The organism is Paenibacillus pasadenensis DSM 19293 (genome assembly GCF_000422485.1).
Lineage (GTDB): Bacteria > Bacillota > Bacilli > Paenibacillales > Paenibacillaceae > Paenibacillus_O > Paenibacillus_O pasadenensis.
Genome location: NZ_AULW01000001.1, coordinates 538,985 through 562,085, shown reverse-complemented (window position 1 = coordinate 562,085; position 23,101 = coordinate 538,985). Strand labels below are relative to the sequence as shown.

General features: G+C 65.2%; 19 protein-coding genes. 18 read left to right on the top strand and 1 reads right to left on the bottom strand.

Annotated elements, in window-relative coordinates; translation table 11 throughout:
- Positions 1-247: 247 nt before the first annotated feature.
- Positions 248-1,189: an ArsR/SmtB family transcription factor gene (locus tag H582_RS0102445; protein ID WP_028597229.1), complete on the bottom strand. Its 942-nt coding sequence runs from the start codon at positions 1,187-1,189 to the stop codon at positions 248-250.
- A 142-nt stretch (positions 1,190-1,331) separates the two neighbouring features.
- Here H582_RS0102445 and H582_RS0102440 point away from each other — a divergent pair, with 142 nt between their 5' ends.
- The 18 genes from H582_RS0102440 to H582_RS25645 all read left to right on the top strand — a co-directional run bounded on the left by H582_RS0102440 (position 1,332) and on the right by H582_RS25645 (position 23,004).
- Complete coding sequence (locus H582_RS0102440; protein ID WP_043110757.1) at positions 1,332-4,130, top strand: glycoside hydrolase family 2 protein; 2,799 nt, start codon at positions 1,332-1,334, stop codon at positions 4,128-4,130.
- 107 nt (positions 4,131-4,237) lie between these two features.
- Positions 4,238-5,236, top strand: a complete 999-nt coding sequence (locus H582_RS0102435) for an aldose 1-epimerase (protein ID WP_028597227.1) — start codon at positions 4,238-4,240, stop codon at positions 5,234-5,236.
- A 50-nt stretch (positions 5,237-5,286) separates the two neighbouring features.
- Entirely contained in the window at positions 5,287-6,744 is a 1,458-nt protein-coding gene (locus tag H582_RS0102430; RefSeq protein WP_028597226.1) for a glycoside hydrolase family 32 protein, read from the top strand.
- Between the two features lie 201 nt (positions 6,745-6,945).
- Entirely contained in the window at positions 6,946-7,791 is an 846-nt protein-coding gene (locus H582_RS0102425) for an AAA family ATPase (protein WP_028597225.1), read from the top strand.
- Between the two features lie 43 nt (positions 7,792-7,834).
- Positions 7,835-8,104, top strand: coding sequence for a 30S ribosomal protein S14 (gene rpsN / locus H582_RS0102420; RefSeq protein WP_028597224.1), 270 nt, complete (start codon positions 7,835-7,837; stop codon positions 8,102-8,104).
- A 4-nt stretch (positions 8,105-8,108) separates the two neighbouring features.
- Positions 8,109-8,465, top strand: coding sequence for a DUF3024 domain-containing protein (locus H582_RS0102415; protein ID WP_052332885.1), 357 nt, complete (start codon positions 8,109-8,111; stop codon positions 8,463-8,465).
- A 131-nt stretch (positions 8,466-8,596) separates the two neighbouring features.
- On the top strand, positions 8,597-8,992 hold the full coding sequence (mscL, locus tag H582_RS0102410) for a large conductance mechanosensitive channel protein MscL (RefSeq protein ID WP_028597222.1): 396 nt from the start codon (positions 8,597-8,599) through the stop codon (positions 8,990-8,992).
- 241 nt (positions 8,993-9,233) lie between these two features.
- Positions 9,234-10,331: a GntR family transcriptional regulator gene (locus tag H582_RS0102405; RefSeq protein ID WP_028597221.1), complete on the top strand. Its 1,098-nt coding sequence runs from the start codon at positions 9,234-9,236 to the stop codon at positions 10,329-10,331.
- A 249-nt stretch (positions 10,332-10,580) separates the two neighbouring features.
- Positions 10,581-11,606, top strand: a complete 1,026-nt coding sequence (locus tag H582_RS0102395) for an iron-siderophore ABC transporter substrate-binding protein (RefSeq protein WP_043110756.1) — start codon at positions 10,581-10,583, stop codon at positions 11,604-11,606.
- Complete coding sequence (locus tag H582_RS0102390) at positions 11,603-12,664, top strand: FecCD family ABC transporter permease (protein ID WP_043110755.1); 1,062 nt, start codon at positions 11,603-11,605, stop codon at positions 12,662-12,664. Before H582_RS0102395 ends, H582_RS0102390 begins: the two co-directional genes overlap by 4 nt.
- A gap of 56 nt (positions 12,665-12,720) precedes the next feature.
- Positions 12,721-13,767, top strand: a complete 1,047-nt coding sequence (locus tag H582_RS0102385; protein WP_043110754.1) for a FecCD family ABC transporter permease — start codon at positions 12,721-12,723, stop codon at positions 13,765-13,767.
- A 36-nt stretch (positions 13,768-13,803) separates the two neighbouring features.
- Positions 13,804-14,628 carry an ABC transporter ATP-binding protein gene (locus H582_RS0102380; protein ID WP_043110753.1) on the top strand — a complete coding sequence of 275 codons (825 nt, stop codon included), beginning with the start codon at positions 13,804-13,806 and terminating at the stop codon, positions 14,626-14,628.
- Positions 14,629-14,833: 205 nt separating this feature from the next.
- Positions 14,834-15,775, top strand: coding sequence for a glycoside hydrolase family 43 protein (locus H582_RS0102375; RefSeq protein ID WP_043110752.1), 942 nt, complete (start codon positions 14,834-14,836; stop codon positions 15,773-15,775).
- A 207-nt stretch (positions 15,776-15,982) separates the two neighbouring features.
- Positions 15,983-17,410, top strand: coding sequence for a family 43 glycosylhydrolase (locus H582_RS0102370; protein ID WP_028597215.1), 1,428 nt, complete (start codon positions 15,983-15,985; stop codon positions 17,408-17,410).
- Positions 17,411-17,609: 199 nt separating this feature from the next.
- Positions 17,610-18,305, top strand: a complete 696-nt coding sequence (gene araD, locus H582_RS0102365) for an L-ribulose-5-phosphate 4-epimerase (protein WP_028597214.1) — start codon at positions 17,610-17,612, stop codon at positions 18,303-18,305.
- Between the two features lie 12 nt (positions 18,306-18,317).
- Complete coding sequence (locus tag H582_RS0102360) at positions 18,318-20,021, top strand: ribulokinase (RefSeq protein WP_028597213.1); 1,704 nt, start codon at positions 18,318-18,320, stop codon at positions 20,019-20,021.
- A gap of 16 nt (positions 20,022-20,037) precedes the next feature.
- Entirely contained in the window at positions 20,038-21,522 is a 1,485-nt protein-coding gene (araA, locus tag H582_RS0102355) for an L-arabinose isomerase (RefSeq protein ID WP_028597212.1), read from the top strand.
- A 15-nt stretch (positions 21,523-21,537) separates the two neighbouring features.
- On the top strand, positions 21,538-23,004 hold the full coding sequence (locus H582_RS25645) for a sn-glycerol-1-phosphate dehydrogenase (protein WP_043110751.1): 1,467 nt from the start codon (positions 21,538-21,540) through the stop codon (positions 23,002-23,004).
- The last annotated feature ends 97 nt before the right edge of the window (positions 23,005-23,101 follow it).

Here is a 23,101-nt window from a genome sequence, read left to right as displayed (position 1 = left end):
GGCCGGAACCAAGGCATAAACCTGCCTTGGATTTGCGAAAACCGGCCGGGCGGCCGGAACCAAGGCATAAACCTGCCTTGGATCATCGAAAACCGGCCAGGCGGCCGGAACCAAGGCACAAACCTGCCTTGGATCCGCGAAAACCGGCCGGGCGGCCGTCCCGCCCAACTCAAAGGGGCAGGGTCAAGGTCCATTTTGGACCTTGACCCTGCCCCTTCTCCTTGCCCGGCAAGACCCGACCTGAGCGTCAGCCCTCGTCCGGCCTGACGCGGCGCACAAAGCTCAGCACGAGATCCTGCGCGTAGTCGCCGAAGCCCGTGCCGAACAGATTGAGGCCGCGAGCGTTCGCCGCATCGGCGGCGACGGCCAGCCTGATGCGGATCGGCTCGTTGAACGCAAGCGTCAGGTCGCCGAGCGACAGCTCCGAGCAGCGCTCGCCGTTCAGGAACGAGCCGTCCCGGGTCACCTTCCACTCCGTCAGCCGGCCATACTCGGTATTGCCGCGCCAGCGCTCCGGCGTGAAGCGTCCCTTGCGGTCGCCGAAGTCGCCGGGACTCGTCCAGGTGCCGACCGGCAGGCCGTCGACGAGCATCGTGATGTCGGACGGCCAGTCGTCGCGGAAGCCGGGCGCCTCGGAGCAGAGCTCGGCCGTCAGGACGAGCTCGTCGAGCTCCGCTCCGGGCGGCATCGGATTGGCGAATTCGTACTCCAGGCTGCCGCTGCCGGAGAACCAGAGGATGGCGGCCTCGGCGCGCTCCGGCATATAAAAGACGCGCGGGTCGTCCGGCGACCCGAGTCCGGCTCCTTCCCGAGAGGCCATGCCGCATGGGGCCTGGATGTCGCAGCGGGAATAGAGGCCGATCGGCATGCGGATCTCCTCCACGCGGCGAAGCGCGTCGCCGGAGCGCAGCGGAAGCTCCAGCAGCACGGAGCGGCAGCTCGCCGTGCAGATCTTCTCGCGCCCGCTGCCCTGGCGGCAGGAGACCAGCTCGGCCTGCTCGAGCGCCTGCACGTTGATCGAGATGGTCGGCTGAGCCGCTCCGAGCGCCTCGGCCAGCTGGCTGACGCTCATCGGGCGCTCGCCGAGCGCCTCCAGAATCCGCAGGCGGATGTCGCTCGACAGCGCCTTGGCGACGTCCAGCAGACGGGAGGCGGGATAGCGGATCAGCTCTTGTTTCGGTTCGTTCATGTCAGCCCGTCCTTTGGCGAAATTGGGATGCTTCTAGTCTAGCCGGAATCCTCAATATTGTAAAATAAAAATACATATTGCGAAATCATTATGTATGCGCTATGATGAGGGCAATTCCTGCTGGAAAGGTGTGTGTCCGAACGTGCCATCCCTAACCGAAACGAAGCTTGAACAGCCTCGCCCCGAGCATCCCCGCCCCGATTGGGAGCGACGGGACTGGCTGAATCTGAACGGCGAATGGGACTTCCGCTTCGAGGCGGCCGCTGCTCCGACCGCTGCTCCGACCGCTGCTCCGACCGCTGCTCCGGCAGCCTCCGGCCAAGCCGCCGCCGAATCCGAATCCGCCGCGTCCTCCCCCCGCAAGCTGCCGGAGGACGCGGACTTCGACGCCCGCATCACCGTGCCGTTCTCGTGGGCGAGCCCGCTGTCGGGCTGGGGCCGCGACGAGAAAGGCGTCGGCTGGTACCGCCGCGCCGTCCGCTGGAGTCCTGCCGCCGCCGGCTCGCTCGTATTCCTGCGCTTCGGCGCCGTCGACTACGAGTGCGACGTCTGGGTGAACGGTGTCCATGCCGGCTCCCACCGAGGCGGGTACGGCTCGTTCGACCTCGACGTGACGGCTGCCTGGCGGGCGGAGGCGGACAATGAGATCGTCGTGCGCGCCGAGGACCTCGACGGAGCCTGGCAGGCGCGCGGCAAGCAAGGCTACGGCGAGATCCGCGGCATCTGGCAGCCGGTCTGGCTGGAGGGCCGGCCGCTGACGTTCGTGCGGAGCGCCAAGTTCGAGACGGCGATCGACGGCTCGGTCGAAGCCGTGCTGCGCATCGAGGCCGCGCAGGCGGGAGAGGCGCTGCTGCAGCTGGACTTCGGACCGGACGCGTCCGCCAGCGAGCAGCTGCAGCTGGGCGCCGGCGCGAACGAGGCGCGGGTCCGCTTCTCGGTCACGGAGCCGCGGCTGTGGAGCCCGGACGCTCCGCATCTGTACGAAGGCGGGCTGACGCTGACCAGCGTGGCGGGCGAGGACCGCATCGGCACGTATTTCGGCATCCGCGAGATCGGCGCCGAGGCGTTCGGCGAGCGCGGCTATAAGTGGGTCACGCTGAACGGCAAGCCGATCTACCTGAACGGCACGCTCGACCAGTCCTACCACCGGACGGGCTACTTCACGTACCCGTCCGACGAAGAGATGCGCGAGGAGATCTATTTGATGAAGAGGCTCGGCCTCAACTTCGTGCGCATCCACATCAAGCCGGAGGAGCCGCGCAAGCTGTACTGGGCCGACAAGCTCGGCATTCTCGTCATGGAAGACATGCCTTGCTTCTGGGGCAATCCGGACGAGCGGGCGCGCGCCGCGTACGAGAGCGAGGCGCGGGAGACGATCGAGCGCGACTGGAACCATCCGTCGATCTTCTCGTGGGTCATGTTCAACGAGACCTGGGGACTGAAGACGGATGCAGGCGCGGTGTCGACGACGGGGGACGCGGGCCAGCAGCAGCTGTACCTCCCGGAAACCCAGGAGTGGGTGCGCCGCTGCTACCGCTGGGCCAAGGAGCTGGACCCGACCCGTCTTGTCGAGGACAACTCGCCGTGCAACTGGGACCATGTCGAGACCGACCTCAATACGTGGCATTTCTATATCAACGGGTACGGCAAGCTGCGCGAGCATGTCGAGCATGTCGTCTCGGGCACGCATCCCGGCTCCGAGCTCAACTATGTGGGCGGCAACAAGCAGACGGACGCCCCGCTCATGAACAGCGAGTGCGGCAACGTCTGGGGCATCGAGGGCGGAGCGGGGGACAGCGACCTGGCCTGGCATTACCGCTATATGCTCAACGAGTTCCGCCGCCACGACAAGCTATGCGGCTTCGTCTTCACCGAGTTCCGCGACGTGACGAACGAATTCAACGGCTATTACCGCCTGGACGGCACGGCCAAGGACTTCGGCTATGACGGCGTCATGCCGGGCATGAGCCTGCGCGACCTGCACGCGGCCGACTTCATCGTCGTCGACGAGCCTCCCTGCCGGACGGTGGATGCAGGCTCCGAGGCCGAGGTGAAGCTGCTCCGCTCCAGCTACAGCGATGCCTTCCACGGGCGGAAGCTGACGCTGCGGTGGGAGCTGGCGCATGACCGCGACGGAGCGAGGACGATCCGCGAGAGCGGAGAGGTCGAGCTGGGGTGGGACGGCTACGGCGTCGCCGAGCTGCAGCCGCTGCGCGTGACGATGCCGGACGAGGACGCGGTGGCGGTCCTCGGCCTGCGCCTCGTCGACGAGAAGGGCGAGGTCGTCAGCCGCAACTTCACGACGTTCGACGTCAGAGGAGCCGGCCCCCGGCCGCTCGCCGCATCCGTGCCCGTCGCCGAGACGGCGGAGCGCTCGTTCGAGACGGCATGGACCGCGATCGGCGGCCGCAAGCTCAGCGGCGGGCTTGCCGGCTCGTTCGCCTACGACATCGCGCTGCCGGACGCGGAGCGGCTGCCGCTGCTGTCGGAGGTGGAGATCCGCTTCGAAGCCAGCGCCAAGCGCCTGCTCGCGCATCATGTGGAGGGACAGAGCCAGGCCGCGAACGTCAACTTCATGCACGGCGACAGGGCCGATGCGCAGAACAACGCCAACACGCACTTCATGACGGGCGAGGAGAAGCATGCGTCGCAGGTCGACGTCCTTGTCGAAGGCGAGCGGATCGCGACCTTCGTCCTGCCGGACGATCCGGCCGACGCGCGCGGCATCCTCTCCTGGCACTACCAGGAGGCGGACAGCCGGCTGAGCGAAGCCGGCTCCTACGGCTGGCTGTGCCGGGCCCAGGTGCCGGCGCGGATCGCGGCGAAGCTCGACGCAAGCCGCAGCCTGCGGCTGGAGCTGCGCGCCTCCGAAGGCGGCCTGTCGCTGTACGGCCGCGACGCCGGCCGCTACCCGGTGGCGATCGAGGCGATCTGCCGCTGAACCGGCAGGCGCGGCAGAGGGGGGAGTCCGTCCTATGGACGGACTTTTCGCCATGCGGTAAGGTAAGGTGGAGAAGGACACGCGAGTCATGAGGAGGAGCCTGAGACATGAAGCATGAAGCATACGAGGGTACATGCCAGGGCGAAAAGGCGGTCTGGCTGCGGTCGGGCAAGTATGAAGCGGCGCTGCTGCCGGAAATCGGCGGCAACCTGATCGCCTTCCGCGACGCGGAGACGGGCAGCCGCTTCCTGCATGAGCCGGCCGAGGACGAGATGGAGGCGTTCAAGGCGCGCCCGATGATCCACGGCATCCCCGTGCTGTTCCCGCCGAACCGCTACGAGGACGGAGCTTTTCCGTGGGAGGGCCGCACGCTCCAGCTGCCGGTCAACGAGCCGGAAACGGGCAACCATCTGCATGGCTTCGTCTACAACATGCCTTGGGAGATCGAGGAGTTCGGCACGACGGCGAGCGGCAGCTACGTCGTCACGTCCATCCGCGTCGACGAGAGCCATCCGAGCTATGCGAGCTTCCCGTTCCGCTATACGATCCGGCTGAAATACGAGCTGGGCGAGCTCGGCCTCGCCCAGCAGGTTCAGGTCGTCAACGAGGGCGACGGCGCGCTGCCTTGCCTGCTCGCGTTCCATACCGCGGTGCGGGCGCCGTTCCATCCCGGCAGCGCGGCATCCGACTGCAAGGTCAAGCTGACGATCGGCGAGCGCTGGGAGCTGGACGGCCGCATGCTGCCGACCTCGCGCCATCAGCCGCTCAGCCCCGAGGAGGAGCAGCTCAAGGGCGAGGGCGTCTATCCGTTCTACGCGGCGATGGACAACCACTACACGGCCGTGCCGCAGCAGGGCCGCAACCGGATGGAGCTGACCGACGCCAAGGCGGGCTTGACGCTCGTCTACGACGTCGGCACGTCCTACAAGCAGTGGATGATCTGGAACAACTTCGCGACGGAGGGCTTCTTCTGTCCCGAGCCGCAGGTCAACCTCGTGAACGCGCCCAAGTCGCCGCTGCCGGCGGAGGAGATCGGCCTGTTCCGCCTGGAGCCCGGCGAGATCTGGGAGGAGCGCGCCCGGCTGTATGTGAAGGCCGCCCGCTAGCGTCCGCTCCGGGCAGGGCAAGCCAATCGGCAATAGAGGAGAGAGGCGACATGTCCGCGCATGATCGGGGCAAGCTCCATTTCTCGGCCAAGGAGAACTGGCTGAACGACCCCAACGGAATGGTTTATTTCGAAGGCGAGTATCATCTTTTCTTCCAGCACCATCCCCATGGCATGACGCATGGACCGATGTACTGGGGCCATGCGGTCAGCCGCGACCTGACGGAGTGGGAGGAGCTGGACATCGCGCTCTTCCCCGACGAGCACGGCATGATCTTCTCCGGCAGCGCGGTCGTCGACTGGAACGACACGACCGGCTTTTTCGGCGGCGAGCCGGGGCTGGTCGCGATCTTCACCCATCACCTCGAGCGCGAGGGACAGCCGGCGCTGCAGACGCAGAGCCTGGCCTACAGCAAGGACAGAGGCAGGACATGGACGAAATACGCCGGCAATCCGGTGCTGAAGCACGACGACTACATCGACTTCCGCGATCCGAAGGTTCTGTGGCATGAGCCGACGTCGCGCTGGGTGATGGCGGTCGCTTGCGGCGACACCGTCTGCTTCTATGCCTCGCCTGACCTGAAGGAGTGGACGTTCGGCAGCGAGTTCGGCGACGGCATCGGCTCCCATGACGGGGTCTGGGAATGCCCGGACCTGTTCGAGCTCGCGGTCGACGGCGATCCGGCCCGCTCCAGATGGGTGCTGCTCGTCAGCATCGGCGATGCTCCCGCTGTGGAGGAAGGCTCGCGCACGCAGTACTTCACCGGCTTCTTCGACGGCGCCTCCTTCGTCCCCGACGCGGCCTCGCAGGCTGTCCGCTGGCTGGACGGAGGGCGCGACAACTATGCGGGCGTAACCTGGTCGGACGTGCCGAAGGAGGACGGGCGGCGGCTGCTGATCGGCTGGATGAGCAATTGGAAATACGCCAACCTGACGCCGACGGAGGGCTTTCGCGGCGCGATGACGCTGCCGAGGGAGCTGGCGCTCGCCTCGACGCCGAGCGGCGACACGCTCGTGCAGCGTCCGGCGAGAGAGCTGGAGCGCGCGCTCGTCCCGCTGCTGGAGCTTGCGGATGCTCCGCTCGCGGCAGCCGCCGAGGCGCTGGCCGCTCTGAGGCTGGACATCTGCCTCATCCGGGCCGTGCTGCCGGCGCAGTCCTCCTTTGTCCTGGAGGTGCGCAAGGGCGCCGCGGAAACGACCGAAATCGGCTTCGACGCGAAGCTTGGACAGCTGTACGTCGATCGGACCCGCTCCGGCCGGAGCGGCTTCCACCCGCAGTTCGCCGGACGGCATGCGGTCGCGGCGGAACCGGCCGACGGCCGGATCGAGCTCGACATCTGGGTGGACCGTACATCGGTCGAGGTGTTCGCTTGCGGTGGACAGGCGGTGCTGACCGACCTGATCTATCCGTCTCCCGGCTCCGACGGCTTCTCGCTGAGCTCCGAGGACCCGGAGCTGCAGCTGCCGTCTCTGCGCGTGTTTGCGCTGGAGCTGCCTGGCCGGGGCTGAGGAGCGGCGGACGAAAAGCTCGTGAAACGAAAAAAGCGCCGCGGACGTCCGGGAACCGAGACGTTCGGCTGGAAAAAGGCTGCCGCTGAGGCGGCCTTTTTGCTGTTGGAATGGAGACGGCCGGAAAGAGCGGTTTGACAAAACCGCTCGCCCGCCTATAATAGTAATTATTACGTTTAGATCCGAAGGAGAATTAGACTCATGAGCAAGTCGTCGGCCTACCGCCTGCCGCGCTCCAAAGGAACCGATACGGCGACGGTGTACAGCCCGAAGGAATGCGCCCGCAGGACGAGGCGCATCGTCTACCAGGAGGACAACCGCCGCATCGTCGAGGAGTTCCTCCGCATTCTGAGCCTGAAGGACAAATTCGCGGAGCATGACGTTCCGATTCCGAACAAGCTGCTGCTGTACGGCCCGCCGGGCACGGGAAAGACGCTGACGGCCTTTGCGATCGCCGCCCGGCTCGAGGTGCCGCTGCTGCTCGTACGGCTCGATTCCATCATCCACAGCCATCTGGGCGAGACGGCGAGCAACATCCGGCGGCTGTTCGACTACGCCCGCTCCCAGCCCTGCGTGCTGTTCCTCGACGAGTTCGACGCCGTGGCGCGCACGCGGGAGAACAACGACGAGGTGAAGGAGATGACGCGCGTCGTCAATACGCTGCTGCAATGCCTCGACGAGTTCGAGGAGGGCAGCGTGTTCATGGCGGCGACGAATCTCGACGGCGATCTCGATGCCGCCATCTGGCGGCGCTTCGATACGAAGCTGAGCTACGCCCACCCCGACGAGCCGGCGCGGCTGCGGTTCGTCGGGCTGCTGATCGGCGACTTCCCGGCCGAGCCCGCCTTGACGGCAAAGGCATCCGATTGGCTGCGCGGCTGCAGCTTCGCCGACATCGAGCAGATCATGCTGAAGGCCAAGCGCAAGGCGATTCTGGCCGACGGGCCGCTCACGGCCGCGCTTGTGCGGGAGGCGGGCGAGGAGTACCAGCCGAGGCGGACGCCGGACCTGGAGGAGGCGCCGGGCGCAAGCGCTCTGGCGCTGTGAGGATTCCTGCTTGAAGATTCTCATTTAAAAGGAGAGAGGCAACATGGCCAAGAAGTCCAAAGTCGTCAAAGAACAGAAACGCAAGGCGCTCGTCGAGAAGTATGCGGAGCGGCGGCGCCAGCTCAAAGCGGAAGGAAATTACGAGGCGCTCGCCAAGCTGCCGCGCGACTCCTCGCCGACGAGGCTGCATAGCCGCTGCGAGATGACCGGCCGCCCGCATGCCTATTTGCGCAAGTTCAAGGTATCGCGGATCGCGTTCCGCGAGCTGGCTTACAAGGGCCAGATTCCCGGCGTCAAAAAAGCGAGCTGGTAGTCCCGTGGCGATCGATCCGTTCACGAGATTCCGGATCAGCCGCATCATGGAGGGCTACGCCGAGCTCAAGGTGCCGCGTCCGCTGCGCGACCAGGTGCGCCTGTCGAGCGAGTGGGACGAGGACTGCTTGACGCTGCTGGAATGGCGGCCCGCCATGCGCGGCAGCAAGCCGCAGTGGGAAGCGCGTCCGATCGCTCGCTTCCGGCATGACGGGCAGCTCTGGGAGGTCCAGCGGCTGGACCGGTCCGGCAAGGCGTGGAGCCGAGTGCCGCATATTTCGCCGGATGCCGACTTCGAGCGTCAGCTGGAGCAGGTGGAGCACGATCCGGACGGCCTGTTCTGGGCGTCGCTCGCCGACTAGCGCCTGCTGGCGCACGGCCCGGCTGCCATCCGCCGCAGGCAGGATCGAAAAGACTCTTTCTCATCGGCCTGGAAAAGGTATACTTGGAAGAGATCCTCAACCAGGACAATTGAAAAGGAGTGGACAACCCCATGTGGAAAGACTTCAAGGCGTTCGCCATGAAGGGCAACATCATGGAGCTGGCGATCGCCGTCATCATCGGAGCCGCCTTCGGCAAGATGGTCAGCTCGCTCGTCGCCGACATCGTCACGCCGCTGCTCGGCATCGTGCTCGGCGGCATCAACGTCTCGGGGCTAGAAGTCACCGTCGGAGATACGGTGCTGACGTACGGCCTGTTCCTGCAGTCGATCATCGACTTCTTCATCGTCTCGTTCTCGATCTTCCTGTTCATCCGCCTGCTCGGCAAGCTCAAGCGCAAGGAGAAGGTGGAGGAAGGACCGGCCGAGAAGGAGATCGTGCTGACCGGCGAGGAGAAGCTGCTCATCGAGATCCGCGACCTGCTCAAGGAGCAGGCGAACCGCCCTTAGGCGCACTTGCCCCAGTCCCAGCCTGATAGCTTGGCCCGAAAACCGCTCCTGCGCGCGAGGAGCGGTTTTTTGGCGCGTCGCGGCCCTGTCGCCCCGGCTCTGACCAGCCTCGGCCTTGCAGCGAGGCGCTTCCGTCCACGCGTGTCCGCCCCAACCCCATCCCCGCCCTTCCGTCTCCGACATGTCCGTACAAGCTTGCATGTGGTATACTGGTCGGTAGCTTGATGGACGGGGTGCAGGCATGGAAGACAGACAACCGAAATACCGCTTGCTGAAGCAGCAGATCGAAGGCTGGCTGCGAGCGGAAAAATACCGGGCGGACGAGCAGCTGCCGTCCGAGAACGAGCTGGCGGCCCAGTTCGGGCTGAGCCGCCAGACGGTGCGCCAGACGATCGGCGAGCTGGTCAGCGAAGGGCTGCTCTACCGCGTGCACGGCAAAGGCACGTTCGCGAGCCCGTCGGCTCGTCCGGGAGCGGGCGGCGGCACGGCCGTCGGCATGATTACGACGTACATCTCGGACTATATCTTCCCGCATATCGTACGGGGAGCGGAGGCCGAGCTGAGGAGCCGCGGCTGCGGGCTGCTACTGTCGAGCACGGACAACAGCAAGCAGGCGGAGCGCCAAGGGCTCGAGCGGATGCTCGCCCATCCGGTCAAGGGGCTGATCGTCGAGCCGACCCGCAGCGCCCAGGGCAACACGAACCTGGATCTGTACGTGCGGCTCCAGCTCGACGGCATCCCGCTCGTCATGATCAACGAGCGCTACCCGGATCTGGACTGCCCCTGCGTCAAGGTGGACGACGAGGCCGGCGGCTACGCCGCCGCCGCCCATCTGCTCCGGCTCGGCCACACGCGTCTGGCCGGCCTGTTCAAGACCGACGACATGCAAGGAACGCGGCGCCTGCAGGGCATGCTGCGCGCCTGCCGCGAGCATGGCCTGACGCCGGAGCCGGACCGGCTCGTGCTCTATGCCTCTGAGGACAAGGCGAGCAAGCCTGCGGCCGCCGCGAAGCGGCTGCTGGAGCTGCCGCAGGGCGAGCGCCCGACGGCGCTCGTCTGCTACAACGACGAGCTCGCCGTGCAGCTCGTCGACCTTGCGAGCGGCCTCGGCCTGTCCGTTCCGGACGAGCTGTCGGTCGTCGGCTTCGACGACTCGCAGCTCGCGCTCGCCGGCTCGGTCAAGCTGACGACGCTGTCGCATCCGAAGTCCGAGCTCGGGGCGCGAGCCGCGCGGCTGCTGCTCGACCTGGCCGACGGCCAGCCGGCTCCGCCCCAGGAGCAGCTCATTTATGCCCCGGAGCTGATCGAGCGCGGCTCGACGGCTCCGTGGAACGGCTAATCCATTGCTTTTTGCTGCGCGGCTCGATTTATTTTTTTATTCGCATCGTTTTGCAGAGGCGTGAACCAAAAAATAAATCGAGTTGCAGCATCAATAATACGAAAAACAATATACTTTCGATTATTCCCATAAATTTCATCCCCATTTTCGCCTCATTTATCCCCTCGTCCTTGCTTGACAAAGGAAAGTAAATTGAATATCCTTGACGATAATGATTCTCAATCGCATAGACAAGAAAAGGGGATATTCATGTTCAACTTGACTAAACGGCTCGGCGGCGTTTCGCTCGCCACGGCAATCGTCATCGGTCTGATGGGCTGCTCGGGAGCCAACAATAACGGAGCGGACAGCTCCAATTCGACCAATGCCAATCCAAGTCCGTCGCCTGCCGCGACGGAATCGTTCAACGCCAGCATCGACACCAAATTCGGCCAGGTGACGATCACCGAAGAGCCGAAGCGCGTCGTCGCGCTCGGCTGGGGCGATGCGGAGACGGCGCTCAGCCTTGGCGTGCAGCCGGTCGGCGCAAGCGATTGGCTCGCCTTCGGCGGAGACGGAGTCGGCCCATGGCTGGAGGGAGCCTATGCGGAAGCTCCGACGATCCTCGGCACGATGGAGCTTGACTACGAGAAGATCGCCGCGCTCGAGCCCGATCTGATTCTGGACGTGAAGTCCTCCGGCGACGAAGAGCGCTACAAGCGCCTGTCCGAGATCGCGACGACGGTCGGCGTTCCGGCAGACGGAGACAACTATTTGACGTCCGCGAGCGAGCAGGTCGACATGATCGCCAAAGCGCTGGGCAAGGAAGAAGAAGGCGCGGCGCTGCTCAAGCAAGTCGACGACGCCTTTGCAAAAGCGGCTGCGGCCTATCCGGAATTCGCCGGCAAGTCCATTGTCGTCGGAGCTTATTCCTCCGACGGGTTCGGCGCTTACGTCAAGGGCGATGCTCGGGTCGACTTCATGGAACGGCTCGGATTCAAGAACAAGGCCGAGGTCGAGCAAAAGGCCGACGGAAACTTCTATGTGAAGGTTTCGGACGAGCAGCTCGACCTGCTGGATGCGGACGTGACGGTCGTCATGCCGATCTGGGTCGATCCAAAGGAAATTACGGACAACAAGCTGTTCCAGAAAATTCCTTCCGTCGTAGACGGCCGAGCCATCATTCTGGATGAGAACACATCCAATGCCTTCTCTACCGGCACGATTCCGTCCCTGCTGTGGACGATCGAGAATTTGCCGAAGCAGATTCAAGCCATCGCTAAAACCGGAGCGTGAGAACGTTGGCCAAGCAGCCCAAGCATGATCAGGCTCGAACTCGACCTGTCGGGTCCTTGCGATCCAAAAGGATAACGGGGTTCATCATCGCGCTCCTCCTGCTTGCGGCTGCCGTGTGCCTTAGCTTGATGATCGGAGCGAAGCGGCTTTCCATCGAGACGGTTTTCCAGGCGCTGCTTTCCAGCAGCGACACGTATGAGCATCGGGTCATTCTGGACTCCCGGCTGCCGCGCACGCTGCTCGCGCTCGCGGTCGGTCCTGCGTTTGGACTCGCGGGAGCGCTCATCCAGGCTTTGACCCGAAATCCATTGGCTGACCCCGGCATTCTTGGCGTGAGTGCAGGGGCAGCCTTTGCTGTTGCTGTGGGGGTCGGCGTCTTTTCGATCGGCACGGTGACGGGATATGTGGGCTTCGCGCTTGCCGGCGCGTTCGCGGCGACGGTCCTCGTGTATTTCATCGGCGGAGGCGCGGGCAAAAGCTCTCCGACGCCCGTCCAGCTGACGCTGGCGGGGGTCGCGATCGGAGCGGTCTTGAGCGGATTTACGACCTCCATGACGCTTTTGAACAGCAAGGAGTTCGAGCGCATGCTGAACTGGACCGTCGGTTCGCTCGCCCGGGCGAGCCTGGCCGACATCTGGCCCGTGCTGCCGATCCTGCTGGTCGGCGCCGGGCTGGCGTTGGCCCTCGCTCCCGCCTTGAACGCGATTGCCTTCGGCGAAGACCGGGCAGCCTCGCTGGGCGTCAACGTCATCCTGATCCGCGGCATCGGCCTGGTCGCCGTCACGCTGCTTGCCGGCGGAGCGACGGCGATCGCCGGCCCGATCGGCTTTCTCGGCCTCATGGTCCCCCATTGCATCCGCTGGTTCGTCGGACCGAGCCAGCCCTGGATATTCATCTACTCGCTCGCCGTCGCTCCGCTGCTGCTATTGATCGCCGACATGATCGGAAGAATCGTGCTTCTGCCGAGCGAGGTGCCCGTAGGCATCATCATGGGCTTCATCGGCGCGCCGATCCTGATCCTCCTTGTCCGTCGCCGCGCCGCCAGCAAGCTGTCTTGAATGGAACGAAGTTTGGAAGCAAACGCTATTTTCTAAAAGGTGGAGGAGTGGCTGCAATGACTCCCGTTCCGTTCGGCAGGCGGTACATACGAATCAAAAAGGGGATCCAGCTTCGGATCGATGCGAGGAGCCTGGCCGTGACGGCCGTGCTCGTCTCCATGACCTTGGCGCTGGCGGTCGCCGGACTGATGATGGGCTCCTTGCGGCTCAGCGTGGCGGAAGTTTGGGCCGCGTTGAACGGGGAAGGAACCAAAATGGCACGGACGATCGTCGTCGAGTGGAGGCTGCCGCGCGTGCTGGCGGCGATCGTCTTCGGCGCCGGGCTGGCCGTCAGCGGCGCTATTTTCCAGTCGTTGACGCGGAACCCGCTCGGATCGCCGGACATCATCGGGTTTACTTCCGGCTCGTATACGGGTGCTCTTGTCGCCATGCTCATCGTCGGCTCCACGTCGTTTGCAGGAATCGCGGCGGGCGCGCTGATCGGCGGCCTGGCGACGGCCGTCCTCATTTATTCCTTGGCATTCCGCAAAGGGACGCAGGGCTTCCGGCTGATCATCGTCGGCGTCGCCATCTCCACGATTCTGAGCAGCTTGAATTCAATGCTGCTGCTGCGCAGCAAGGCAGAGGTCGCGCTCACGGCCGCGGCCTGGGGCGCAGGCTCGCTTAACGGCATCAGCTGGGCCCAGTCCGCTGGAAGCCTGATCGTCGTCGCCGCGCTGCTGCTGGCGGCTATGGCCATGATCCGTCCGCTGCAGGCGATGGAGCTTGGCGAGGACGCGGCCAAAGCCCGCGGCGTCCGCGTGGAGCGCTCGCGCCTCGTCCTCATCCTGCTGGCTGTCGTCCTGACCGCCGCTCCGACGGCTGTCATGGGGCCGGTCAGCTTCATCGCCCTTGCGGCGCCTCAAATCGCGCTGCGTCTGACTAAATCGCTGCATAGCTTCGCTCCGGCGGCGGCGATGGGGGCGTTCATCCTGCTGAGCGCGGATCTGGCCGCGCAGCGGCTTGTGCCGGGCGTCCTGCTTCCGGTCGGAGTCGTCACGCTGACGATAGGCGGCTTATACCTCGTAGGCATATTGTTCAGGCAAGCGCGGTCGGCCTTGTAGCCGACCCATCGGCCTGGAAAGGAACGGAACCCTGACATGACAAGATCCGTGGATGGCAGCCGGCAAGCGAGCAGCTCCGAGCCGGCGTCGAGGCTTTGGACGGAAGACATTACGATCCGCTATGACGACCGCATCATCTCGCAGAACCTTTCCGTGACCATACCGGACGGCTCCTATACGGTCATCGTCGGACCGAACGCATGCGGAAAATCGACGCTGCTGCGGACGCTGGCCAAGCTCATCAAGCCTGCCGCCGGGCAGGTCCTGCTGGACGGCAAAGACATCTCCGCCTACAAGTCCAAGCAAGCGGCGCGCAAGCTCGGCCTGCTGCCGCAATCGTCGACCGCGCCGGACGGCATCACGGTGGCCAATCTGGTCGCGCACGGACGCTACCCGCATCAAAGCTTCATCCGGCAATGGACCGACGAGGACGAAGAAGCGGTCGTCGACGCGATGCGGCTGACCGATACGAGCGAGCTTGCGCAGCGCTTCGTCGACGAGCTCTCCGGCGGCCAGCGCCAGCGCGTCTGGGTCGCCATGGCGATCGCGCAGCAGACGCCGCTGCTGCTGCTCGACGAGCCGACGACCTATTTGGACATCGCCCATCAAATCGACCTGCTCGAGCTGTTCAAGGACCTGAACGAGCAAGGCCGCACGATCGTCGCCGTCCTGCATGACCTGAACCATGCGGCGCGATATGCGACTCACCTCATCGCGATGAAGGATGGCCAAGTCGTCGCGCAAGGGAATCCGAGCGAGATCATGACGGAGAGGCTGGTCGAAGACGTCTTTGGCCTGGAGTGCAGAATCATCGACGATCCGGTATCGCATACGCCGCTTGTCGTCCCGCTCGGCAGGTGACGTCCGAGCAGCGCCCGCCGCAGCGGCCGCGCCATGAGCCGCATCCAACTGCGAGACAGCCTCTTCTTTTGCGAGAAGGGGCTGTTTTTTTCTTTGCCGGAAGTTGACGCATGAACGCGGCATCGTACAAGATGGATGGAGCGCTCGGATTCCAGTTCTGGAATCGATTTCGCAGCGGATGCGCATGATGAAGGGGGAGCCGGACATGACGGAGGCTTATTTGTTCGTTCATTTCAAGGAAAAGGAAACGCCGGACGGAGAACAGGTGTACTTCGGCCTCAGCAAGGACGGGTTCCGCTGGGAGCAGGTGAACGGCGGCAGGCCGGTGCTCGAAAGCGTGCTCGGAGAAAAGGGCGTCCGCGACCATACGATCGTCCGTACCCGCGAAGGCGGCTTCTGCATCCTGGCGACGGATCTCAGCCTCGCGAACAGCTTCCACGGCAAGTACAAGGGCGACTGGGGCAACATCGGCATCGACGGAAGCAAATGCCTCTCCCTGTGGAAGTCGAGCGACCTGATCCACTGGTCCGAGCAGCGACTGATTCCGCTTGGCGACGACTCGTTCGGCTGCCTGTGGGCGCCGGACATCGTCCATGACGAGCGGAGCGGCGACTATATCGTCCACTGGTCGTCCTCGCACGCGTCCAACGGTTACGGGCCGAAAGCGATCTACTATTCCCGCACGCGCGACTTCGAGCAGTTCAGCCAGCCCGAATTGCTGTGCCGCAAGGAAGACAGCGGCATCATCGACTCGGCGATCTACGTGGAGGACGGGAGCTTTTATCGGTTCTTGAAAAGCGAGGCCAATCCGGCCGCGATCGTGCTGGAGAAGGGAACAGCGGTCGCCGGAGACGATTATGTCCGCGTCGAAGCCTTCGACGCAGAGATGGCCAAGCTCGAGCAGGGCGTCTACGAGGCTCCGACCGCTTTCCGCCTGCCGGATGGCAGATGGTGCCTGATGCTGGATTTCTACGGCGTGCAGGGCGAAGGACAAGGCTATGTGCCGTTTGTCGCCGAATCGCTCGCAAGCGGAAGGTTCATCCGTTCCGACGAGCTGTTCAGCTTTCCGTACGGATTCAAGCACGGCACGGTGCTTCCGATCTCGACCGAGGAATACGATCGGATCAAAGCCCGCTTCGGCGGCTGAATGTCGTGGCGACGGGGGGGCGCTCCGCATCGCGCTGCAGCAGCCCTCCTGTACGATTTGGCATTTTTGCATATTGTTGAGAATTGTTCACTGCCCCTAACGGCCGTTTGTCCATACAAATGGCCTTTTTTCACTTTCGCGCCTCGGAAGGGACTGGTATATCTATAGAAGGAAGCGCTTCCAAATTGACGTGAAGAAAGAGGGAGAATGATGAAAAGCTGGCTCAAGCTCATTTTGCTGCTCGCCTTGATCGCCCCATGCCTGACGCTGCAGTCGCCGAAAGAAGCGAGCGCCGCGGTCCAGACGATCGCGAACGGCACGCCGTGGAAGGATGTGAACAATGCCTCGTTCCAAGCCCATGCCGGCTCCATCCTGCAGGTCGGCTCGACCTACTACTGGTATGGAGAGGACAAGATCCACAACAGCGCGAACTTCAAGGCCGTCACGGTGTACTCCTCCACGAACCTGAAAAACTGGACATGGCGCAGCTACGCCCTGACGACGGCATCCAGCCCGGAGCTGGCGTCCGCCAAGATCGAGCGTCCCAAAGTCATCTATAACGAGGCGACGAATAAGTACGTGCTGTGGGCCCACTACGAGGACGGCAACGGCTACACGCTGGCTCGCGTCGCGGTCGCTTCCTCCTCTTCCCCGATAGGACCGTTCACCTACCATGGCAGCTTCCGGCCCAACAGCAAGGAATCGCGCGACATGACGATTTTCAAGGACACGGATGGACAAGCCTATCTGTTCTCCTCCTCCGACAACAACTACAACCTGCGCCTGTACAAGCTGACGCCGGATTATCTGGGCATCGCGCAAGAGATGAACATGATCTATGAAGGCGATCATCGCGAGGCTCCGGCCATCGTCAAAAAAGGCTCGCTCTACTACCTCATCACGTCGGGCGCGACGGGCTGGTACCCGAACCAGGCGATGTACTCCACCGCGACGAGCCTGAACGGGCCTTGGTCGGCCTTGCAGCCGATCGGCGATCCGTCCACGTTCTACACCCAGCCGGCCTTCATCTTCACGATCCAGGGCTCCAGCGGCTCCAACGCGATCTATGTCGGCGACCGCTGGAATCCGAGCGCGCTTGGCGATTCCAGATACGTCTGGCTGCCGCTCGTGCTGAACGGGACGAGCGCCTCGCTGACGTACTCGGATCAGATCCAGGTGGACGCGGACACGGGCTTCGTCGCCGGAGTCAACAACGGGACGCTGCTCTCTCAAGGCAAGCCGGCGACCGCGCAGACCGCGCAGGCCGCCTATCCGGCGAGCCGCGCCAATGACGGCAATTACCAGACGGGCTGGGTGGCGACGGGAGTGACGTGGCCGCACTGGTGGCAAGTCGATCTCGGCGCGGTCAAAAGCATCAAGAACGTGCAGATTTCATGGTACATGTACAAAGGCTCCGAAGCGTTCTACAAGTACAAGATCGAGACGAGCAGCGACAACGTCAACTGGACCGTCGCTCTGGACCGGACGGGGAATACGACGTACGGCTTCACTTCGGACTCGCTGACGGCGACAGCCCGCTACGTCCGCATCAACATGGTCGACGCCGTTTTGTGGAACAATCCCGGCAACTGGTATACGCCGCAGCTGTGGGAGGTCAAGGTTTTCGGCACTTAACCGTTACCCGTAACCGTAGGCCAATATCGAAGCGTCGGCCGGGAGCCTCGCGCTCGGAACGAGGCTCCCGGCGACAAGAAAGGACGGCGAAAGCCGTCCTTTCTTGTACATACCACTATGCAGCAATAAAAAAGATCTTCCCAACATGTACATACAAGTTTATACTAAGGGCATATTCATGCGAAGGGAGCATGCAGGCATGCTGGAGCAGCTGAAGCAAGAGGTGCTGGAAGCAAACCTCGACTTGCCGCGCCACGGGCTGGTCACGTTTACATGGGGCAACGTAAGCGGCATCGACCGGGAGACCGGACTTGTCGTCATCAAGCCGAGCGGAATCGCCTACAGCGACATGCTGGCCGAGGACATGGTCGTCGTCGACCGCAAGGGGGCCGTCGTGGAGGGCAAGTGGAAGCCGTCCTCGGATACGGCGACCCATCTGGTATTGTACGAGGCGTTTCCCGGCATCGGCGGCATCGTCCATACGCATTCGCCGTGGGCGACCTCGTGGGCGCAGGCTGGACGTCCGATTCCGGCGCTCGGCACGACGCACGCGGATTATTTCTACGGAGAGATCCCGTGCACGCGTCCGATGCTCGATGAGGAGATCGCAGGCGCTTATGAGGAGGAGACGGGCCGCGTGATCGTGGAGACGTTCGCACGGCGCGAGCCGGACGACATCCCGGGCGTGCTCGTCCACGCCCACGCGCCGTTCGTGTGGGGCAAGACGCCGGCCAAGGCGGTGCACAACGCGGTCGTGCTGGAGGAGGTCGCCAAGATGGCGTACCATACGTTCCAGCTCCGCCCCGAGGCGCAGCCGATGGCGGCCAGCCTGCTCGACCGGCATTACCTGCGCAAGCACGGCGCGGGCGCTTATTACGGACAGACCACGACCTAGGAGGAGATCAGGATGGCCAAGTATGCAATCGGCGTCGATTACGGCACGCAGTCCGGACGCGCCGTGCTAGTGAATCTGGCGAACGGGGCGGAGATCGCGGATCATGTGACGCCCTATCCGCATCATGTGATCGACCGCAAGCTGCCCGGAACGGGCCAGCTGCTGGAGGACGACTGGGCGCTGCAGCATCCCGGCGACTACATCGCCGTGCTCGAGCGCTCGATCCCGGAGGTGCTGCGGCAGTCCGGCATCGATCCGGCCGAGGTGATCGGCATCGGCATCGACTTCACGGCCTGCACGATGCTGCCGGTCGACGAGAGCGGCACGCCGCTCTGCCTGCTGCCGGCGCATAGCGCGGACCCGCACAGCTGGGTCAAGCTGTGGAAGCATCACGCCGCGCAGGACGAGGCGAACCGGCTCAACGAGATCGCGGCCGAGCGCGGAGAGCGCTGGCTGGCCCGCTACGGCGGCAAGATCTCCTCGGAATGGATGTTCGCCAAGATCTGGCAGATCCTCGACGAGGCTCCGCATATTTACGAAGAGACGGACCTGTTCCTGGAGGCGACCGACTGGGTCATCTCGCAGCTGACGGGCGTGACGCTGCGCAACAGCTGCACGGCGGGCTACAAGTCGATCTGGCACAAGCAGGACGGCTATCCGAGCGGGGATTTCCTGAAAGCGCTTGATCCGAGGCTGGAGCGGCTGGCGGAAACGAAGCTGCGCGGCGACATCGTGCCGCTCGGCACGCGCGCCGGCGGCCTCACGCCGGAGATGGCGGAGCGCACCGGCCTGCGGGCGGGCATCGCGGTCGCGGTCGGCAACGTCGACGCCCATGCGGCCGTGCCGGCGGTCGGCGTCGTGACGCCGGGCAAGCTCGTCATGGCGATGGGCACGTCGATCTGCCACATGCTGCTCGGCACGGAGGAGCGCGAGGTGGAGGGCATGTGCGGCGTCGTCGAGGACGGCATCATCCCGGGCTACTACGGGTATGAGGCCGGCCAGTCGGCGGTCGGCGACATTTTCGAGTGGTATGTGACCGAGGGCGTGCCGGCCTATGTGCGCGAGGCGGCGGAAAACGCGGGCGTCGGCGTGCACGAGTGGCTCGAGGCGGAGGCGTCCAGGTCCCGTCCGGGCGAATCCGGCCTGCTCGCGCTCGACTGGTGGAACGGCAACCGATCCGTGCTCGTCGACACCGACCTGACCGGCGTGCTGCTCGGCTATTCGCTGCAGACGCGCCCCGAGGAGATCTACCGCGCGCTGCTCGAGGCGACGGCCTACGGCACGCGCAAGATCGTCGACGCCTTCCACGGCAGCGGCGTGCCGGTCGACGTGCTGTACGCCTGCGGCGGCCTGCCGCAGAAAAACCGCCTGCTCATGCAGATCTACGCCGACGTGACCGGGCGCGAGATCCGCATCGCCGACTCGCGGCAGACGCCGGCGCTCGGCGCGGCGATGTTCGCCGCGGTCGCGGCCGGCGAGGAGGCGGGCGGCTACGCGACGATCGTCGAAGCCGCCGCCGCGATGGCGCGGGTCAAGGAAGAGAGCTATCATCCGATTCCGGAAAATCAAGCCGTCTACGAGCGCCTGTACGAGGAGTACAGCAAGCTGCACGACTATTTCGGCCGCGGCGCGAACCCGGTCATGAAGACGCTCAAGTCGATCCGCGAGACCGCAAAATCGGCGGCTCATGCGGAAGCATCCCCAACCACCAACTGAAAGCGAGGCTGACATTATGCTCACTGTACCCGCCTATCAATTTTGGTTCCTGACCGGCAGCCAGCATCTTTACGGTCCCGAGACGCTGCAGGAGGTAGCCGCGAACGCCGCTGCGATCGTCCGCCATATGAACGAAGAAGGAGGACTGCCGTACGAGGTGTCGCTGCGCCCGGTCGTCAAGACGCCGGACGAGATCCGCCAGGCGCTCGTCAGCGCAAGCGCGGACCCGCTCTGCGCGGGCGTCATCACCTGGATGCATACGTTCTCTCCGAGCAAGATGTGGATCGGCGGCCTGAGCGCGCTGACCAAGCCGCTGCTGCATCTGGCGACGCAGTTCAGCCGCGACATCCCGTGGGATGAGATCGACATGGACTATATGAATACGAACCAGTCGGCGCACGGCGACCGCGAGCACGGCTTCATCACCGCCCGCATGAACGTGCCCCGCAAGGTCGTGTTCGGCCACTGGCAGGACGCGTCGGTGCTGAGCCAGCTCGGCGGCTGGCAGCGCACGGCGGCGGCGCTGGCCGAGAGCCGCTCGCTCAAGGTCGTCCGCTTCGGCGACAACATGCGCCAGGTCGCGGTCACCGAGGGCGACAAGGTCGAGGCGGAGATCAAGTTCGGCTGGTCGGTCAACACGTACGGCGTCGGCGATCTGGCGCAGCGCGTAGAGGCCGTGACGGCGGAGCAGGTCGAGGAGCTGATGGCTCTCTACGCGGAGCGCTATGAAATCGTCGCTCCGGGGCCGGAGCAGCGCGAGGCGATCGCCTACCAGGCGCGGCTGGAGCTGGCGATCCGCTCCTTCCTCGAGGAAGGCGGCTTCACGGCGTTCACGACGACGTTCGAGGATCTGCACGGCCTGCGCCAGCTGCCGGGCCTCGCGGTGCAGCGGCTCATGGAGGACGGCTACGGCTTCGCGGGCGAAGGCGACTGGAAGACGGCCGCGCTCGTGCGCCTCATGAAGGTGATGGCGGGCAACGAGGGCACTTCGTTCATGGAAGATTACACCTACCATCTCGAGCCGGGCAACGAGCTGGTGCTCGGCGCGCATATGCTGGAGATCTGCCCGACGATCGCGGCCGACAAGCCGCGTCTGGAGGTGCATCCGCTCGGCATCGGCGGCAAGGAGGACCCGGCGCGCATGGTGTTCAACGGCCGCGCCGGCGAAGCGCTCAACGCGACGATCGTCGATCTCGGCGGACGGTTCCGTCTCGTCGTGAACGAGGTCGAGGCGGTCGAGGTCAGCAAGCCGCTGCCGAAGCTGCCGGTCGCGCGCGCGCTGTGGAAGGTGCTGCCGACGCTCAAGGACGGGGTCGAGGGCTGGATCGCAGCCGGCGGCGCGCATCATACCGGCTTCTCGTACGTCGTGAAGACGGAGCAGCTGCTCGACTTTGCGGAGATGGCGGGCATCGAGGCGGTCGTCATCGGCCGCGGCACCGATCCGGGGCGCCTGCGCCAGGAGCTGCGCTGGAGCGACCTGGCCTGGCGGCTCGGCCGCTAGGCGGCGGGTGCGGTCATGAGCGATCTGAGGGAAAGCTTCCGCCGCCAGGCGGAGGCGCTTGGATTGGAGGAGCGGCTGCAGGCATGCCCGCTGCCGGAGCCGATCCTTGTCGAGGCGGACGCGCTGGAGCGGGTGCCGGCCTATATCGCGGGCCAAGGCTGGCGCAAGGCGGCGATCGCCTGCGACGAGCGGACGGCCGCCGCGGCGGGCCGGCGGCTGCAGCGGCTGCTTGAGCAGGCGGGCATCGACGCTTTTGTCGCCGTCATAGCGGCGGATGCCGCCGGGGACGTCGTCGCCGACGAGGCGTCGCTCATGGAGCTGCTGCTCGCGGCCAAGCCGGCGGGAGCGGACGTGCTGTTCGCGGCCGGAGCGGGCACGATCCACGACCTGACCCGCTTCGCCGCTTATGCGCTCGGCATTCCGTTCGTCAGCGTGCCGACCGCGGCTTCGGTCGACGGCTTCACCTCGCTCGGCGCGCCGCTGCTGCTGCGCGGCGTCAAGACGACGGTCGCGGCCGTCGGCCCGGCGGCCGTGTTCGCCGAGACCGGGCTGCTGCAGGCCGCGCCGGCTCCGCTGACCGCCGCCGGCTTCGGCGACATGCTCGGCAAGCTGACGTCGCTCGCCGACTGGCGGATCGAGCATCTGCTGTCGGGCGGCGCGCAGGGCGGCTGGAGCGCAGGCGTGGCGGCGCTGACCGACAGCGCGCTGCGGCGAAGCATCGAGCAAGCGGATCGCTTGCGAGGCGGCGAGGCCGCCGGGGGCTCGCAGGCGGAGCAGGGCGGAGCGGTTGTGAGCGTGCAGGCGGAGGCGGAGCAGGGCGGAGCGGCATCCGGCGTCGAGACGCTCGCCGAGGCGCTGATCGAATCGGGCCTCGCGATGCTGCTGCTCGGCGCGTCCCATCCGGCGTCCGGCGCGGAGCATCATCTGTCCCACTACTGGGAAATGGAGCTTCACCGCGCAGGAGCGCGGCCGCTGCTGCACGGCGCGAAGGTGGGCGTCGCATGCGCGATCATCGCCGACTATTACCGCGCCATCGTCGCCGCTGCTTCGGGCAAGGACGGAGGGGCAGGCAGCGGCGAGGCAGCTGCTGCGGCAGCGGGCACAGGGCGGGCTGCGGGAGTGGATGCAGAGGCGAGGCCGGGAGCGGCCGAAGGGGCTGAGCCGGCATCGCCGCCAAGCCGTAAGTCCGGGCTGGCTGCTCCAACGTACGCCAGCCTGCCTCCCGTGTCGGCGGAGGCGGCGTCGCGCGTCGCCGCCGCGGCAGGTCCGGCCTGGAGCGAGATCGAGCGGATCGTCGGCTCGCTGCCTTCCGGCGAGCGGATTCGGGAGCTGCTCGCTCTGGCGGGCGGACCGGGAAGCCCGGCCGAGCTCGGCCTGAGCGACGCCCAGGTCGAGCGGGCGCTGCTCGAGGCCGACCGGGTGCGCCCGGGCCGGCTCACGCTGCTCCGCGCTTACAACGAGGAGCTTCGCAAGCTCGGCTGAGTCGTGTCTGCATGCTCCGAAGAAAGCCGATATTGCCGAAAATTTCGATCCCTGCAAGGAACGTAGGCGATGGCGTACGGGGGTACGTCAAGCCTGC